The 16333-nt window shown below is 62.7% G+C and carries 14 protein-coding genes; 10 read left to right on the forward strand and 4 right to left on the reverse strand.

What is annotated here, in order from left to right:
* Positions 1–6 precede the first annotated feature (6 nt).
* The 3 genes from VFW72_RS11640 to VFW72_RS11650 all read right to left on the reverse strand — a co-directional run bounded on the left by VFW72_RS11640 (position 7) and on the right by VFW72_RS11650 (position 2000).
* Positions 7–1158, reverse strand: coding sequence for a response regulator (locus VFW72_RS11640; RefSeq protein WP_329674466.1), 1152 nt, complete (start codon positions 1156–1158; stop codon positions 7–9).
* Between the two features lie 3 nt (positions 1159–1161).
* Entirely contained in the window at positions 1162–1656 is a 495-nt protein-coding gene (locus VFW72_RS11645) for a hypothetical protein (protein ID WP_329674467.1), read from the reverse strand.
* Between the two features lie 104 nt (positions 1657–1760).
* On the reverse strand, positions 1761–2000 hold the full coding sequence (locus VFW72_RS11650) for a DUF1653 domain-containing protein (RefSeq protein ID WP_329674468.1): 240 nt from the start codon (positions 1998–2000) through the stop codon (positions 1761–1763).
* A 47-nt stretch (positions 2001–2047) separates the two neighbouring features.
* Here VFW72_RS11650 and VFW72_RS11655 point away from each other — a divergent pair, with 47 nt between their 5' ends.
* The 4 genes from VFW72_RS11655 to VFW72_RS11670 are packed head-to-tail and all read left to right on the forward strand — an operon-like array spanning position 2048 to position 7418.
* Complete coding sequence (locus VFW72_RS11655) at positions 2048–3070, forward strand: glycosyltransferase family 2 protein (RefSeq protein WP_329674469.1); 1023 nt, start codon at positions 2048–2050, stop codon at positions 3068–3070.
* Positions 3071–3072: 2 nt separating this feature from the next.
* The gene (locus tag VFW72_RS11660; protein WP_329674470.1) at positions 3073–3966 is read left to right on the forward strand and encodes a ChbG/HpnK family deacetylase; all 894 of its coding nucleotides are present in this window, start codon (positions 3073–3075) and stop codon (positions 3964–3966) included.
* 29 nt (positions 3967–3995) lie between these two features.
* Positions 3996–5543, forward strand: coding sequence for a glycosyltransferase family 39 protein (locus tag VFW72_RS11665; RefSeq protein ID WP_329674471.1), 1548 nt, complete (start codon positions 3996–3998; stop codon positions 5541–5543).
* Positions 5544–5561: 18 nt separating this feature from the next.
* A complete protein-coding gene (locus VFW72_RS11670) occupies positions 5562–7418 on the forward strand; it encodes a nucleoside-diphosphate sugar epimerase/dehydratase (RefSeq protein ID WP_329674472.1) in 1857 nt (618 codons plus the stop codon).
* A gap of 67 nt (positions 7419–7485) precedes the next feature.
* Here the strand turns inward: VFW72_RS11670 and VFW72_RS11675 are convergent, their stop codons facing one another.
* Positions 7486–10287, reverse strand: a complete 2802-nt coding sequence (locus tag VFW72_RS11675; RefSeq protein ID WP_329674473.1) for a CHASE domain-containing protein — start codon at positions 10285–10287, stop codon at positions 7486–7488.
* A gap of 244 nt (positions 10288–10531) precedes the next feature.
* Between VFW72_RS11675 and VFW72_RS11680 the strand changes: the two genes are divergently transcribed.
* From VFW72_RS11680 to rplU, 6 genes are all read left to right on the forward strand, one after another.
* Positions 10532–11968, forward strand: coding sequence for a S41 family peptidase (locus VFW72_RS11680; protein ID WP_329674474.1), 1437 nt, complete (start codon positions 10532–10534; stop codon positions 11966–11968).
* A gap of 52 nt (positions 11969–12020) precedes the next feature.
* Positions 12021–12809, forward strand: coding sequence for a HesA/MoeB/ThiF family protein (locus VFW72_RS11685; RefSeq protein WP_329674475.1), 789 nt, complete (start codon positions 12021–12023; stop codon positions 12807–12809).
* Between the two features lie 92 nt (positions 12810–12901).
* Positions 12902–13807, forward strand: coding sequence for a TIGR00730 family Rossman fold protein (locus tag VFW72_RS11690; protein WP_329674476.1), 906 nt, complete (start codon positions 12902–12904; stop codon positions 13805–13807).
* A gap of 19 nt (positions 13808–13826) precedes the next feature.
* On the forward strand, positions 13827–14768 hold the full coding sequence (gene rocF / locus VFW72_RS11695) for an arginase (protein WP_329674477.1): 942 nt from the start codon (positions 13827–13829) through the stop codon (positions 14766–14768).
* Between the two features lie 71 nt (positions 14769–14839).
* Positions 14840–16096 carry a patatin-like phospholipase family protein gene (locus VFW72_RS11700; protein ID WP_329674478.1) on the forward strand — a complete coding sequence of 419 codons (1257 nt, stop codon included), beginning with the start codon at positions 14840–14842 and terminating at the stop codon, positions 16094–16096.
* A gap of 60 nt (positions 16097–16156) precedes the next feature.
* Positions 16157–16333, forward strand: a 177-nt coding sequence (rplU, locus tag VFW72_RS11705) for a 50S ribosomal protein L21 (RefSeq protein ID WP_329674483.1), incomplete at its 3' end; no start/stop codon positions are given.

The following is a 16333-nucleotide window of genomic DNA, read 5'->3' on the forward strand; positions in this document are numbered from 1 at the left end:
CCTCAATCAGACTGCCAGGAATGAGAGTCGGCCTTCGCCGTAGCCGGGCACGGAGATGCGGAAGTGCGCACGCCCGGAATTTTTCTGCAACAACTCTTCCAGCTTCTTGAAGTTCTGAGGAACGAGGCTGGTGCGCGACAGCGGGGCTGGGCCTGCGGCCCCGTCCATGTTCAGGATGGAGCCCGCCATCTGCATGAAGCGCGTGGCGTTTTGAACCATGGCTTCGCTGGGGGCGCCGGCGGCCATCGCGGCGCGCACGATGTGGGGCGGCATCTTGCCTGCGCCACCACCCAGAATGCACAGGGCATTGGTGTCGACCACGCACAGTGCGGCAATGGGCTTGTTCGGTCCGGCGTACAGGCCGATCAGGTTTTTCGCCGTCAGATCCTTGGTCTGCAGATCGTCGTGCCGAATCAGGCGGAATGGAATTTCCTGCAGGGTGGCATGCACCAGCTTCTGGCAGTCTTCCGTCTTCATCAAGGGCGGAATGGCTGCCAGGGGCACTGGCTTGGCGGCGGCGGGTGGTTCTGCGGGTTCGGTTGAAGCCACAGCCGGGGCCGCAGCGGGGGGAGCCGCTGGCGGGGCGGGTGGGGCCACAGGCGCGCTGGCAGCCGGCTTGGGGGGCTCTGCTGCTTTGACCGGGGTTGGAAATTCAGGTGGGCCGTCTTCGGCGGGGGCAAGGCTGTCGACCACCGTGGCGGCCACCGAGGCTGGCGCAGCCTCAGGGGCCTCCGCTGGCGCGACGGGTGCGTCGCCAGGGTGCGGCACCGTTTCGCGCAGGTGCTTGATCAGGATGTCATCGCGGAAGGGCTTGTTGATCACAAAGGCTGCGCCATTGGTGCGCGCCTCATTGAGCAAGGCTTCTGAAGATTCGGTCGTGATGAAGCCCACCTCGATGTCGGTAAGGCCCGATTGACGCATGGTCTGCAGCAACTCCAGTCCCGAGACCTTGGGCATGTGCCAGTCCGTGATCACCAGCTGGGGCTTGAAGGTCTCGAGAATCTGCAAGGCTTCCTCGCCATTGGCCGCGACGCGGATCTCCGCGTTGGGATACTGGCAGTTTTCCACCACGCGCCGCACGATGGCCTGGATGGCTCGGCTGTCATCGACGATCAAGAAGCGGTATGCATCCTGCCGGTTGTCGGGGGTTGCACTCATGATTCAAGACTCCAAAACGCTTTGATCATTCACATCGAACACAGTGACCACGATGCGGTGCTCCTGGTCAATCTCGCTCATCAGGGTGACCCGGGCAATCGCATGCGACTGCAGGTCCAAGTACTTTTCAGCTGACACTTCCAGCGGCAACCCGATGTCAATCACATTCGGGTTTTCGCAGCCCTTGATCACACTGCTGGCCAGCACATTGCAGGTTTCCAGGCAAGCATCCTGCAAATCCGCTTCGTTGATTTCGCCTTCGGGCTGCCCGAACATGAATCGGGCCACGGCTTCCGCTTGGTCCTGATCCAGGATCACCGCCACTGCAATCAGGCGTTGCCCATCCAGCAGCTTCACGGGCAGCACCACGCGGTGCTCTCGTTCGCCCGCGCGCGGCGGCTGCACCTCGGTGGGCTCGAAGTGGCGTTCGTGACCACTAAGAAAGGCCCACGCGGGTTCCAGCTGGCTGGCCAGGTTCTGTATCGGAATCAGGGACATGTTTGTCGTCAGATTTGACTCACAAGGGATCAGAACAAAACCTGGTCCCAATTGCGCCATTTATCCCTGTTTTGTGTGTGAACAATCCCCCAATAACCCGGGATTTATCTCACCATTTGGAATCGCGGCACCTGCTGGCCATCTCGTTCGACGCATTCCGTGAACATGTCGAAGGGGCGAACCCACAGGGTGCCATCGCCGTCCAGCGGGCGGTAGAGCACCAAGGGGCTCAGGGTTTCACTGTGTCGCACCACGCCGATGACTTCGTACTGGGCGCCTTTGTGGTGTTGGTAGCGCCCCAGCGGCAGGCTGGGCAGAGGGGGGAGGGGGCGGTCTTGGCTCATCCTCAGAGGATAATCTGCCCGCTCCCTTCGTCGCCTGCCGGATTGCCATGCCCGCTTCCACACCGTATTTCGCTGTTGTTCCGCGTCACACCCTGCCCACGCTGAGTTGCGTCATCCCTTGCTATAACGAGGCGGCCAACCTGCGCCTGCTGTTGCCCTTGCTGGCCGAACAGCTGTCGCAGTGTTCGCGCCAGTGGGAAGTGATCCTGGTGAATGACGGCAGCCGCGATGACACCTCGGAAGTGCTGTCGGAATGGTCCAAGCGGCCAGGTTTTCGCGCCATCGAGTTTTCGCGCAACTTCGGCAAGGAGGCTGCGCTCACCGCCGGATTGGATGCGGCGGTGGGCGAAACCGTGGTGCTGATGGATGCGGACATGCAGCACCCGCCGAAACTGATTGCTGAGATGGTGCAGCACTGGCAGAGCGGGGCTGATGTGGTTTACGCCCTGCGAGCCAATCGCGACGACGAATCCTTGTTCAAGCAGTTGGGCACACGCGCCTTTTACCGCTTGATGAATGCGAAGTCGCGTTTCCAGGTGCCCCCGGACGCAGGTGACTTCCGCTTGATGGACCGTGCTGTGGTCAATGCCTTGCAGGCCTTGCCCGAGCGCAACCGGTTCATGAAAGGCCTGTATGCCTGGGTGGGCTTCAAGTCGGTTGCCATTCCCTATGAGCCCGCCGAACGCGCCAGTGGGGTCACCAACTACAGCGCCCTGCGCTTGCTGGCATTTTCGATTGATGGCCTGACTGCCTTCACCACCTGGCCCTTGCGCTTTGCCAGCATCGTCGGCCTGGTCCTGGCCGTTCTGGCTTTCGGGTACGGGGCCTTTGTGACGCAAGACTACATCTTCCACGGCAACGCCGTGTCGGGCTGGACCACCATCATCGTTTGCCTGTTGTTCTTCGTGGGCATCCAGCTGATCTCCTTGGGCATTCTGGGCGAGTACATCGCCCGCATCTTCGAAGAGGTCAAAAACCGACCGGTGTACGTGGTGCGTCGTGCATTGGGTCAAGGTCTGGCGCAGGACACTGATGCGTCAGCAAGCGAACAACCTCGTCTCGGGGCCTGAGCATGAGTTCAACCAGCCGATTGCTGGCCGTGTGCGTGGACGACTTCGGTCTGCACGCGGGCGTCAATGCGGCGGTGCTGGACCTGCTGGCGCTCGGACGCATCTCGGCCGTCAGCTGTCTGGTAGATGGGGCAACCTGGTCGCAAGATGCGTCCGCTTTGAAAGCCGCGGCCTATGCGATCGGTGCGCACGGTGAGCGGCAGGCCGATGTGGGCTTGCACCTGAATTTCACCGAGTGCCTGGACCCGTTGGCTCAAGCAGCCTGTCCTTCCCGCCCTCTGGGGGCCTTGATTCAAGCCGCCTACCTTCGGCGCCTGGACCCCGCGTGTCTGCGTCGGGAAGTCTCCCGGCAGTGGGACCGATTTGTCGAGGTGTGGGGCGCTGAGCCCGATTTCATCGACGGCCACCAGCACGTACACCAGTTGCCACAGGTTCGAGAGGCTTTGACGGCCGTGCTGGCCGACAAGTTGACCGCGGGGGCACGACCCTGGGTGCGGCGCTGTCGTGCGCCCGGTTGGCGAGCTTGCCCGGTGCCTCGCTTTTGGGGGGATGCTGTCAAGGCCGAGGTGATCGGAGCCCTGGGCTCAGCGGCTCTGTCGCGTCACATGCAGCGCTTGGGCTTGCCCACCTCAGCCCATTTGCTCGGGGTCTACCCCTTTGATGCTGACGAGTCGGCCTACCTGCAACGTTGGCGCGGGTGGTTGAACCAGTCGGCGCCTCGAGGTGATGTGATCATGTGCCACCCGGCCAAACCCGGCGTCTCGGTGGATGGGGGGCTGGATGTGATCGGTCCCTCTCGCGAAATGGAATATCGCGTGCTCACGGGCGCAGCCTGGGGCGCGCTCTTGGTGTCCGCCTCTGTCCGGGTCGCCCCCCTGTCGGGCACCCTTCGTTAAACTGCTCGGCTTTGTGTGCTGATGGGGACGTGTCTGTGACTCGCTTGCGTTCGAACTGGCTGTGGCCGCTGTTGATGCTGGGATGGCTGCTGCTGACCGCGGGTTGGCGGCCTCTGGCTGTGCCTGACGAAGGTCGCTACGCCGGGGTGGCGTGGGAAATGATTCGCTCGGGCGACTGGCTGACCCCGACGCTCAATGGTCTGCCGTTTTTTCACAAGCCCCCCTTGTTCTATTGGGTGACGGCTTCGTCCTTGTCGGTCTTTGGGCTCAACTTGGTGGCCGCCCGTGCGGCGTCTATCCTGGGTGCCTGGATGGGAGCGGTGGCGCTGTGGTGGTTTGTGAAGCGCTGGGTGGGGCCCAACCAGGCTCGCTGGGTGTCCATTGCCCTGCTGACCCAGCCCTTCTTCTTTGGTGGCGGGCAGTACGCCAACCTCGATATGCTCGTGGCCGGGTGCATTTCCACCACCATCGTGTTGGCTGCTCATGCTGTGTTGTCTGCTGAGCAAGGGCAGCCTTATCGCCTTGCGTTGTGGTCGGCGTATGGCATGGCGGGCCTGGGCTTGTTGGCCAAGGGCTTGATTGGTCTGGTCTTGCCTGGTGGGGTCCTGGTGTTCTGGTTGCTGCTGTCAGGGCGCTGGCGGCGTATTCTGTGGGTGCTGTCGGTGCCCGGCTTGCTGCTGTTTGCCGCTGTCGCTGCCCCATGGTTCCTGGCGATGCAGCACCTCTATCCCGACTTCTTTCATTACTTCTTTGTTTACCAGCACTTCCAGCGCTTCACCCAGACGGGCTTCAACAATGCCCATCCGGTGTGGTTCTATGTGCCGCTCATCATCGGTTTGACCTTGCCTTGGTGGCCGGTATGGGTGTGGTCCTGGTTCGGGCGCAAAGCCCCGAGCCCTGGCGAGCAGCCGGTCGTGCCGGGGGTTCGCCTGCTCATGGTGGTGTGGCTGGTGGTCATCGTGGGCTTTTTCTCCATGCCCAATTCCAAGCTGGCCGGCTATGTGCTGCCGGCCTTGCCGCCGCTGGCCTACCTGCTGGCAGACGGCGCCTTGCAGCGTTCGCAGGGGCGTTGGTGGGGCGCAGGGCGCGCCGTGCTGGGCACGGCCATCGTTTCAGCTGCGGTCTGTGTGGCGCTGATTGGTGCGGTGGTGCATTACGACAAGCAGTCGACCCGTCCCATGGCACCAACGGTGTCGGCTTTGCTCAAGGAAGGGGTGCCCTTGCTCTATGTCGAGGAATTCACCTACGACCTGCCGTTTTACCTGGCCTTGCGTGAGCCCGTGCCCACCTTGACCGACTGGGACAGCCCCGAACTGCCACTGCATGACAACGATCGCAAGGAGTTGTTTGATGCCGGTGAGTTCCGCCCTGATGCTGCCCAGCGCCTGCTGTTGCGTCCGCAGCAGTGGCGGGTCTGGCTGTGCCGTACCCCGCGCCTGATGGTGGTGGGGCCGCCCGATGCGGCCAAGCAGTTTCCTGAACTGGGCTGGCAGCCTGCTGCGGTGCAGGTCAAGCGCAAGACCCTGTGGGTGCTGGAGCGCAGTCAACTCATCTCGCATGGGCTGGTGTGCCCCTGACCTTTGCCCTCATCGATCATGTGGAACGCATTCAACCGATTTCTTGATGGGCTGCGGCCGCAGCGCCAGTGGGCCGTGCTCCTGGCTGACGCGTGCCTGATTGCTCTGGCCTGGCACACCACCTATTTGTTCCGCATGGGGGTGGAGCGGTGGCTGTACGAGCGGCCCAGCTACGACAGCCTGGTATTGGCTGGGGTCATCGCGGTGTACAGCGCGGTGTCCTGGTCTTTGGGGGTGCCGCGAGCCAGTTGGCGCTATGCCAGCTTCTCTGAAATTGTGCGCCTGGCCTGGGTGTGCCTGGGGGCCGGCCTGGCCAGTGCCGTGGTGGTGTTGATGGCTCAGTTGGTTGAAGTGCCCCGTGCGGTTCTGGCGCTGCATCCGGTTTTTGCCTTGATCACCATGACGCTGGCGCGCATGTCGATTCGACTGCTCAATGACCATGCCCGTCAGCGTCGTGGCAGCGATGCCAGTCGTCAACGTGCCTTGGTGCTGGGCGCCGGGGCGGCCGCCAAACTGCTGATTGCGGGCATTCAGCACCGCGGTTGGAGCGTGGTGGGCTTGCTCGATGACGATGTACGCAAGCATGGCACGCGCATCTCCGGCGTAACGGTGTGGGGTGGGCTCGATAAACTGGCTGATTCCGAGGTGCTCAACGATGTGACCCACCTGGTGCTGGCCATGCCTTCAGCATCGGGTGCCCAACGCAAGCGTGCGCTGGATCTGGCCTCCGCCACCGGATTGCCGGTGTTGACCGTGCCCACCTCAGACGAGTTACGTGACGGTCGTGCACGGGTAGACCGGGTGCGTGACATCGAGCCCGAAGATGTCCTGGGGCGTGAGCCCGTCAAGCTCGACGAGAGTGCGGTCTCGACCCTGATCAGCGGTCAGATTGTCATGGTGACCGGGGCTGGTGGCTCGATCGGTTCAGAGTTGTGCCGGCAAATCGCGCGCTTCGGTCCCAGCCGTCTGGTGCTCTTCGAGTTGAGCGAGTTTGCCTTGTACCAGGTGGAACAAGACCTCAGCGAGCGTTTCCCTCATGTGCAGTTGGTCCGCCTGGTGGGCGATGTCAAAGACCTGGCGGCCTTGCGTCGCGTCATGACGCAGTACCAACCCGATCTGGTTTTCCATGCGGCCGCCTACAAGCACGTGCCTTTGATGGAAGACGAAAACGCCTGGATCGCCCTGCGCAATAACACCCTGGGCACCTATCTGGTGGCCCAGGCGGCGGCGGAAAGCGGCGTCAAGCGCTTTGTGCTCATTTCCACCGACAAGGCCGTGAACCCCACCAATGTGATGGGCGCCACCAAGCGTGCCGCCGAAATGGTCGTGTCGCACTGGGCCGCAAAAGCCCCGGCCACCCGTTTCATGGCCGTGCGCTTTGGCAATGTGTTGGGCTCCAGCGGCAGCGTCATTCCGAAGTTCAAGGAGCAGATTGCCAAGGGCGGCCCTGTCACGGTCACGCACCCTGAAATCACCCGGTACTTCATGACCATTCCCGAGGCAGCTCAACTGGTGTTGCAGGCTGCGGCCTTGGCAGAAACCGGTCAGGTCTTCGTGATGGACATGGGCAAATCGGTGCGCATTGCCGATCTGGCTCGCGAGCTGATTCGGCTCAGTGGTCATACCGAGGCCGATATTCCGATTGTGTTCAGTGGCCTGCGCCCTGGGGAAAAGCTCTACGAAGAGCTGCTGGCTGACGCGGACACGACCTTGCCCACCCCGCACCCCCGCTTGCGCCTGGCGCAACTGCGCGGCGAGTTACCGGCTGATTGGATTGACCGCCTGATGGCCTTGGCTCACGACGAAACCGCCACCACACCTGCTGCGTTGCGGGCTCGTCTGCACGAACTGGTTCCCGAGTACGCACCGCGCTGAGGCGTCGTGTGGGCTCTCATTGGGAGCGCCTCGGGGGCACAGCGAGGGCCAGCGAGTCAGGGCCAGCTCAGGTGCTTGTGGGCTGAAGCAGTTGGCTGACCTGTTGCAGCAGGCTGTTGATCTGTACGGGCTTGGTCAGGTAGCACGCTGCGCCCGCCGCCAGGGCGGTTTCAATCTGCTCTGGCATGGCATCGGCGGACACCATGATCACCGGAATGCTGCTGGTTTCGGGGTTGGCCTTGACCAGGCGCAGGAACTCCAGCCCGGAGGCGTCTGGCAGGTGCACGTCGAGCAGGATGAGATCGGGGCGAGGGCCTTGCAAGCGGTTGTGCAGAACGGCCAGCCCTTGTTCGATCGTCGGCGCAATGGTCAGGCGTATCCACGGGTGGGCCTCCAGCGCAGCGCGTACCACCTCACTGTTGGCCAGGTTGTCTTCCACGTACAGCATGTGGCGCGTGCCCACCGGCGCATGCGGCACGGGCTGTGGCAGTGACTCAAGCGCCGCGGTGCTGGGCAACACCACACCTGGCAGAGACAGCGTGAAAGTCGACCCCTTGCCCTCGGTGCTGTGTGCGTCGAGTTGACCGCCCATCAGTTTGGCCAGATGGCGGCTGATTGTCAGACTCACGCCCGTGCCGTCCGGGATCAACTTCTCCCGTCCTAGCCGGTTGAAGGGTTGGAACAGCAGGCCGAGTTGTTCCGATGACAGGCCCATGCCGGTGTCGGTCACCGCGATACGGACCCAGCTGCTTCCATGGCGCGTCTCAGGCTCAAACGACACCGACACAGTCACCGACCCCGGCCGCTGGTTGTAGGTGATGCCGTTGTCGATCAGGGCGTACAGAATCTGGCGCAAGCGGGTGGGGTCGGCCTGCACGCCCCAATTCGCAGGTGTATCGCCGGGCCAGTTCAACTCCACGCCGACATTGGCCGCCTGGGCGCGAATCTCATCACACACTTGTGTCACGGCGCTGCCAATGGCCACAGGCTGAGTGTTCAGGCGCAAGGTGCCGGTCTCAATGCGCGAGATGTCCAGCACGTCGTCGATCATGTCCAGCAAATGCCAGCCCGCTTGTTGAATCTGATGCAGGCGCTGGTGCTGAGCGGGAGGCAAGGGGGCTTGCTTGTCGATGTCCATGACTTGGGCAAACCCTAGCACCGCATTGAGTGGCGTGCGCAACTCATGGCTCATGCGGGACAGGAATTCACTCTTGGCCTCATTGGCCGCCTCCGCGGCCTGCCGCTGCGCTTCGGCCTCCTGCATGGCGGCTTCAAGCTTGCGTGTGTGGTCAGAGATCACCAGCAACAACGTGCACAGCGCGGCCATCGCGATCACGCCGCCTGCAGTCAGCCACCACGACGTGGTGCCGCGCCCGACCAGGGGGACCTGTTGTTGAGCCCACACCACCAGCTGCCAGCTGGCACCCGCGAACTGTAGTGGAACGGCTTTGCGGTAAGCAGCATGCTGGCCCCAGTGTCCCTGGTGGCAGCCCTGGTTGCCGCCGATCGCCTTCAGGCCGCTGTCGTTTCGCTCCAGCAAGCACGCCCCGAGGTACGGAGGCAAGCTACCCAGCATGGTGGACAGTGCGTCGTCCATCCGCAAGGCCACGAACACCACCCCCTGCGTATTCGAGCCCTCGATGCTGGCGCCCCTTGAGTGAGGCGGAGAGTAGACCGGGCGGTGCACGGCGACCGCCATTTGCTGGGTGGTCGAGCCCGGCATGTAAAGCAAGAAGCCGGGCGTGGCAACGGCGTCATCGAGCGTCAGGCTGCGCTCCAGGGCCTTCTGTGCCGCGCCGCGCGACAGGATGTTGAGGCCCAACGCGTGCTGATTGCTCCTCTCTGGCTGAACGTGTCGAATCACCATCCATGAGTCGCCGGCGGGTGGGCGCGTCTGGCCGGTGCGTTCATCGAAATCGAAGACACGGAAGTCGGGGTGGTGCTCACGACGTGCCTTGGCCTCGAAGCTGGCCAGGTCTTGTCGGCGCACATGTTGCGCCCAGCCGATGGCTTGAATGCCACCCAGGTGTTGAATCCAATAGTCGGTCGCGGCGGCGAACTCGTGGCGGTTGACCTCGTCCGAGGCCAGGTAGACCCCGTGCAGCGATTCCAGTGCGTCGAGGTAGCTGTTGAGCCGGAGGTTGACTTCGTTGCTGAGCGCGGCGACATCGCGTTCAAACAGCGCGTTCTCTCGCTCAAGGTCCCATTGGTGCACATGTCGAATGGCCAGCCCCAGCACCACGGTGGCCACCACCATGGGAATGCCCAGAACCCAACGTCGCGCTCTCCAGAGAGATTCAGGTTGCCCCACCCATGCCAGAACGATGGGAGTGGCCAGGAGCACACCCATGGTGTCACCAGCCCACCAGCGTACCGTCAGTTCGAGCACAGAGCCAGCCGGAAGCTGGCCTTGCCAATGCATGCCCTGTACCGAGATCACAGCGTGAGTCACGCAGGCCACCGGGCCGGACAGAATCAGAAACTGCAGAACCTTGCGGACCTGGCCCAGTTCCAGCACCGTGGGCTGGTTGCGTTTGCCTCCGATCAGCTTCCAGCCAACCCAGGCTTGCAGGCTGGCGCCGACCATGCCGGTGGCTGACTGCAGGGCCAGCAAGTGAAGAGGCAACTCCGGCTGAAACCAGAGCAAGGCGCAGGCGACCACCGTGGCGCTGCCCAGGCCCACCGCGATCAGCATGGCCGGGCCCCAGCCGATGACCAGGGCCAACCCAACGCCTGCAGCCAGGAACAGCTGGGATACGTGCGACCCAGGGGACGCGATGGGTAGCGAGGCCAGCCCGGAAACGGTGTAGGCAAGCCACGTGATCAGACCGCGAGTCAAGTCAGCTCGGGGCGAGGACGACAGGCGCATCGACAAGGGATCTTTCTATTGCTGCGGGGATCAGACGTAACCGCGTACCTTAGCATTTCGGACGTCGGTGTGGGGGCAGGAATGCCGTCACCTTGGCGCGACAGTTTGAGGCACACGGGGAAAAAAGGGTCTGAGTCGGCTCTGATTTTCAGATCAGAGCAGGGTCTGCCTCGTTATTCCGGGGGGAGGGACTTTCGGGGCCCTCTATACTGATAAAGGTTTCCTGATTAGGCACATTGACGCCATGACTTCCAAATTGAAGATTGCCGGCTGGGTTTCTCTCGGTGCGCTGGCCGGTGGCTTGACCACCATGCAGTTTCAGGCGACGGCCCGTAATGCGGTCGCGCCTCTGCCCTTGGAAGAAATGCAGCAATTGGCGGCGGCCTTCGGCATGATCAAGACCGACTACGTTGAGCCGGTCGATGAAAAGAAACTGATTGGCGATGCCATTGGCGGCATGGTTTCCGGGCTCGACCCGCATTCCATTTATTTTGATAAGGCCGCATTCAAGGAATTCCGCGAAGGCACCACCGGTAAATTCGTCGGGGTCGGCATCGAAATCGGCATGGAAGATGGCCTGGTCAAGGTCATCTCGCCCATCGAAGGCTCACCGGCTTTCCGCGCGGGCCTCAAGAGCGGCGACCTCATCACCAAGATTGACGACACCTTCGTCAAAGGCCTCACCATGGATCAGGCTGTCAAGCGCATGCGCGGCGAGCCCAATACCAAGGTGGTCCTGACCATTTTCCGCAAGGCGGAAAGCCGCAGCTTCCCCGTGACCATCACGCGCGAAGAAATCCATGTGCAGAGCGTGCGCGGCAAGATTGTCGAGCCCGGTTATGGCTGGATCCGAATCAGCCAGTTCCAGGACCGCACCGTCGAAGACTTCGCCGCCAAGGTTGACAAGCTGTTCAAGGAAGACCCGAAGCTCAAGGGCCTGGTCCTTGACCTGCGTAACGACCCCGGTGGCTTGCTGGAAGGCGCCATTGGCATTTCGGCTGCCTTCCTGCCCAAGGATGCGGTTGTGGTGTCGACCAATGGCCAGTTGCCAGAATCGAAGGCCGTTTTCAAGGCTCGTACCGAAGACTACTCGCGCCGTTTCGGCAACGATCCGCTGGCGAAGCTGCCCGCTGTCCTCAAGACCATCCCGCTGGTGGTGCTGGTGAACGAAGGCTCGGCCTCGGCTTCTGAGATCGTCTCGGGTGCCCTGCAAGATCACAAACGTGCGGTGGTCATGGGCGGCCAGACCTTTGGCAAGGGCTCGGTGCAGACTGTGCGTCAGCTCACCGCCGACACTGGCCTGAAGATCACCACTGCGCGTTATTACACCCCGAGCGGTCGCTCCATTCAGGCCAAGGGCATCGTGCCTGACGTGATGGTGGACGAAAGCGCCGACGGCAACCTGTACTCGGCCCTGCGCGTGCGTGAAGCCGATCTGGAAAAGCACATCACCAGCGGCCAGGGCGCCGAGGTGAAGGACCAGGCCCGTGAAAAGGCCCGCGAAGAAGCCATCAAGAAGCTGGAAGACGCCCGCAAGAACGAGCCGCCCAAGCCGCTGCCCGAATTCGGCAGTGCCGAAGACTTCCCCTTGCAGCAAGCGCTCAACCAGCTCAAGGGCAAGCCTGTTGTGGTCTCCAAGACCATGACCGAACGCAAGCCTGACGAAGACAAGGCGCAGTAACAACGAGGTCGGGGGCCTTGCGCGCCCGCCCTTGCGAGCCAGGAACCCAGCCGTGGATGACGATCAGCGCCTGCGCTACAGCCGCCATTTGTTGCTCAATGAATGGTCGGAAGAGGCGCAAGACCGTTTGTTGCAGTCTCACGCCCTGGTGATCGGGGCTGGTGGCTTGGGTGCACCTGCGCTCATGTACCTGGCCAGCGCCGGGGTGGGGCGCATCACCGTGGTCGACCCGGATGTGGTCGACGTCACCAACCTGCAGCGGCAGATCATTCACACCACCCCTCGCGTGGGGCAAACCAAGGTCAGCTCGGCAGCCGAAGCGATCGCGCAACTCAACCCCGAGGTGCGCGTTCAAACCTTGGCCTGCGCGGCCGACGAGGCCTTGCTCAACGAGTGGGTGCCCCAGGCTGACGTGGTGCTGGACTGCACCGATCGTTTCGCCGTTCGCCAGCTCATCAATCGCATGGCGCGTCAGCATGCGCGCCCGCTGGTTTCGGCATCGGCCGTGCGGTTCGATGGGCAGATCAGCGTGTTTGACCCGCGCCAGCCCGAGGGGCCCTGCTACGCCTGTCTGTTCCCGCCAGATAGCCCACCGGAAGAGACCCGCTGCGCCATGCTCGGCGTGTTTGCGCCGGTGGTGGGCATGATGGGCGTGATGCAGGCGGGCGAAGCGATCAAGCTGCTGGCCTCTCTGGAGGACGAGGGGGCCGCTGCGGCGCATGCTTCGTTGTCCGGCCGGCTGCTGCTGCTCGACGGCCGCACCTGGCACTGGACCGAGTTGCGCGCCCGCCGCAACCCCGACTGCCCGGTTTGCGGTGAAATCACAACTCCCGGGGCTTGACCGGTCAATTCCGAGGCTGAGCTCATTTCACAGGGCGGCATACTGCCAGTACAGCGCAGTCCGTGCGCAGAACTCAGCAGGACATTTGCCCCATGAACAACCCCAAAGAGCTGCTCGAACGCAACTTTCCCACCGCTGTCCAGGACGCACGCAACGCCAGCAAGCCGTCGCTGTATGCCGGCCCTGACAGCAGCTACGACCTGGCCTTTGCGGACCCCGAGTTTCTGCTCCATCCCGAACTGCGTTCGGTGCGCATGCAGCTCGAGTTGCTCAAGCCGGAGTTGATTCAACGCGAAGAAAACATCGAGTCCACCATCGTCATGTTCGGCAGCGCGCGCATCCTGCCAGCAGACGTGGCTCAGGCCAAACTCGATGAAGCCCAAAGCTTGCCGGCCGGAACGGCCCGTGACCACGCCTTGCGCATTGCCCAGCGTGCGGTTGACATGGCGCGTTATTACGAAGAGGCTCGTGCATTTGCCAGCTTGGTCACCAACCACTCGGCCCAACTTCAGTCGCCTATTTACGTGGTCACCGGCGGTGGGCCGGGCATCATGGAGGCGGGCAACCGCGGTGCCTTCGACGTGGGCGGCAAGAGCATTGGCCTCAACATCGTGCTGCCGCACGAGCAAGAGCCCAACCCCTACATCACGCCCAAGCTGTGCTTCCAGTTTCACTACTTTGCCCTGCGCAAGATGCACTTCCTGATGCGCTCGGTGGCGTTGGTGGCGTTCCCCGGCGGGTTTGGCACCCTCGACGAATTGTTCGAGGCGCTCACCCTGATGCAGACCGGCAAGTGCCGCAAGCGCCCGGTCCTGCTGTTCGGCAAGGACTTCTGGACCAAGCTGATCAACTTTGATCATCTGGTTGAAACCGGCATGATCAGCCCTGACGACGTCAACCTGTTCCGCTTTGTCGAAACCGCCGACGAAGCCTGGGCCACCCTGCAAAAGGTCTACGGCCTGGGGCAGGTGGAAGAAGACAGCGCCTGCGGCTGGTGATTTGAGCGAAGATGTCGGCATGAGTGCCTCCATCGCGTCGACTCGTCCCCTTCGCCTCATCGGTGTCCCCACCGACATCGGCGCCAGCATGCGTGGCGCGGCCCTGGGGCCCGAGGCCTTGCGTGTGGCCGGCTTGCCGCAGGCTCTGCAGCGTCAAGGTCTCGTGGTCGAAGATGCGGGCAACCTCACCGGGCCGGTCAACCCCTGGCTGCCCCCTGACCAAGGCTACCGGCACCTGCAAGAGTGCGTGGCCTGGAACGCTGCGGTGCACCAGGCCGTGCACACCAGTTTGCAGCAAGGTCGAGTGCCCATCATGCTGGGTGGCGACCACTGCTTGGCCATTGGTTCCATCAGCGCGGTGGCGCGCCATTGCGCGGCGCAAGGGCGGCGCCTGCGCGTGCTGTGGCTCGACGCCCATGCCGACTTCAACACCAGCACCATCACCCCGAGCGGCAACCTCCATGGCATGCCCGTGGCGGTCTTGTGTGGGCATGGTCCTCAGCCATTGTTGCAAATGATCCAGGCAGCTGGGGGAGCGCTGTCGCCATCCGACTTCCGGTTGATTGGCGTGCGCAGCGTCGATCCCCAGGAGCGCGCGTTTGTGCACGCCCAAGGGCTGGAGGTGTTTGACATGCGCCATCTGGACGAACATGGCATGCGCTCGGCTTTGCAGCAGGCGCTCATGGGTCTGGATGACGACACCCATCTGCATGTCAGTTTCGACGTCGATTTTCTGGATCCAGACATCGCGCCGGGAGTCGGTACGGCCGTGCGGGGTGGCCCTACCTACCGAGAGGCGCAGTTGTGCATGGAAATGATTGCCGACACAGGGTGTTTGGGCTCCCTTGATGTGGTGGAGCTCAACCCCGCCCGAGACATGCAGAACCGCACCGCCGAACTGGTCGTCGATCTTGTGGAGAGTCTCTTTGGGAAATCGACCTTGATGCGCCCAAGACCGTGACGCGAGATCTTGTTCCCGCCCCCAGATAAAACCCTCACTCAACTCCTGGTGTGGACTGTCGATAAGCTGCCATGAACCCGCCCGGAAAAACAGCCCTCATCCTCACCGGCGGTGGCGCGCGCGCTGCCTACCAGGTGGGGGTTCTGCAAGCCCTGATGACCATTCGTCAGGACTGCAATGAGCCGCGTCGGCGCAATCCCTTTCAGATCATCTGTGGCACCTCGGCGGGTGCCATCAATGGCCTGTCGCTGGCCTGTCGCAGCGATCACATTGAAACGGCCATTCGGGCCATGGTCGAGGTCTGGCGTGATTTCCGTTGCGAGCAGGTCTACGAGGCCGATTCGCTGGGGGTGATTCGCAGCGGGGCCAAATGGCTCACGCTGTTTTCCTTGGGCTGGGCCGTGGCACGCTGGCGCAAGGCTCGCCCACGCTCTCTTCTGAACAACGATCCGCTGCGCGATTTGCTGCCTGGCTTGTTCCGGCTGGATCGCCTGCCGCGCCTGATGAAGGAAGGTCACCTCGATGCGGTGGCCGTGTCTGCCTCCAGTTACACCAGCGGCGAGCACGTCACCTTCTACGACAGTGCCGAGCCCATCGAGCCCTGGGCGCGATCGCAGCGCATCAGTGTGCGCGACCAACTCACGGTCGACCACCTCATGGCCTCCTCGGCCATTCCCTTCGTGTTCCCTGCGGTCGAGTTGACGGTGCAGGGGCAGCCCCACTATTTCGGCGATGGCGCCATGCGTCAGGCCGCGCCCATTTCCCCGGCCATTCATCTGGGGGCGGATCGCATTCTGGTGATTGGGGCCGGGCGTTTGCAAGAGCCGCAGACTGTGCGCCAGGGCCCCGTTGACTACCCGAGCCTGGCGCAAATTGCCGGCCATGCCATGTCGAGCATCTTCCTGGATGCCCTGGCGGTGGACATTGAGCGCATGCAGCGGGTGAACAAAACCCTGGCCTTGCTGCCGCCCGAGGTGCGCGCCCACACCCCACTCAAGCAGGTGGACGTGCTGGTGATTGCGCCCAGTCAGCGCATCGACGACATCGCCTCGCGCCACCTCTGGGCTCTGCCGCCGGCGGTGCGCACCATGCTGGGGGCGCTGGGAGTGCATGGCCGAGGCAAGCAAGCCAGTGGCACCGCGCTGGCCAGCTACCTGCTGTTCGAGTCCTCCTTCACCCGTGAACTCATTCACCTCGGCTTCACTGACGCGCTGGCTAAGCGCGAAGAAGTGGTGCGTTTCTTCGGCTGGGGTCAAAACGTCCCCCAACCCGGTCAGGAATTGACGGAAACACCACAGCGTGCTACAGTAGAGAGCTTAGCCATTTAACTTGGCTAAGTTGGGTTGCCTGCCGCAGGGGTAGGCAACGAATGATTGAAAGGTCTCAACATGTACGCGGTCATAAAAACCGGTGGCAAGCAATATAAGGTTGCTGCTGGCGAAAAAATTAAAGTAGAACAGATTGCTGCGGACGTTGGCCAAGAGATCGTGATCGACCAGGTTCTGGCAGTCGGCTCCGGCGCAGAACTGAAGGTTGGCACGCCCTTGGTGGCTGGCGCAACTGTC

Source organism: Aquabacterium sp. (genome assembly GCF_036273115.1).
GTDB lineage: Bacteria > Pseudomonadota > Gammaproteobacteria > Burkholderiales > Burkholderiaceae_C > Aquabacterium.

What these genes read in the sequence shown, in the direction of transcription:
- VFW72_RS11640 (WP_329674466.1), bottom strand. Translation starts at nt 1,158, where the DNA reads ATGAGTGCAACCCCCGACAACCGGCAGGATGCATACCGCTTCTTGATC.
- VFW72_RS11645 (WP_329674467.1), bottom strand. Translation starts at nt 1,656, where the DNA reads ATGTCCCTGATTCCGATACAGAACCTGGCCAGCCAGCTGGAACCCGCG.
- VFW72_RS11650 (WP_329674468.1), bottom strand. Translation starts at nt 2,000, where the DNA reads ATGAGCCAAGACCGCCCCCTCCCCCCTCTGCCCAGCCTGCCGCTGGGG.
- VFW72_RS11655 (WP_329674469.1), top strand. Translation starts at nt 2,048, where the DNA reads ATGCCCGCTTCCACACCGTATTTCGCTGTTGTTCCGCGTCACACCCTG.
- VFW72_RS11660 (WP_329674470.1), top strand. Translation starts at nt 3,073, where the DNA reads ATGAGTTCAACCAGCCGATTGCTGGCCGTGTGCGTGGACGACTTCGGT.
- VFW72_RS11670 (WP_329674472.1), top strand. Translation starts at nt 5,562, where the DNA reads ATGTGGAACGCATTCAACCGATTTCTTGATGGGCTGCGGCCGCAGCGC.
- VFW72_RS11675 (WP_329674473.1), bottom strand. Translation starts at nt 10,287, where the DNA reads ATGCGCCTGTCGTCCTCGCCCCGAGCTGACTTGACTCGCGGTCTGATC.
- VFW72_RS11680 (WP_329674474.1), top strand. Translation starts at nt 10,532, where the DNA reads ATGACTTCCAAATTGAAGATTGCCGGCTGGGTTTCTCTCGGTGCGCTG.
- VFW72_RS11690 (WP_329674476.1), top strand. Translation starts at nt 12,902, where the DNA reads ATGAACAACCCCAAAGAGCTGCTCGAACGCAACTTTCCCACCGCTGTC.
- rocF (WP_329674477.1), top strand. Translation starts at nt 13,827, where the DNA reads ATGAGTGCCTCCATCGCGTCGACTCGTCCCCTTCGCCTCATCGGTGTC.
- VFW72_RS11700 (WP_329674478.1), top strand. Translation starts at nt 14,840, where the DNA reads ATGAACCCGCCCGGAAAAACAGCCCTCATCCTCACCGGCGGTGGCGCG.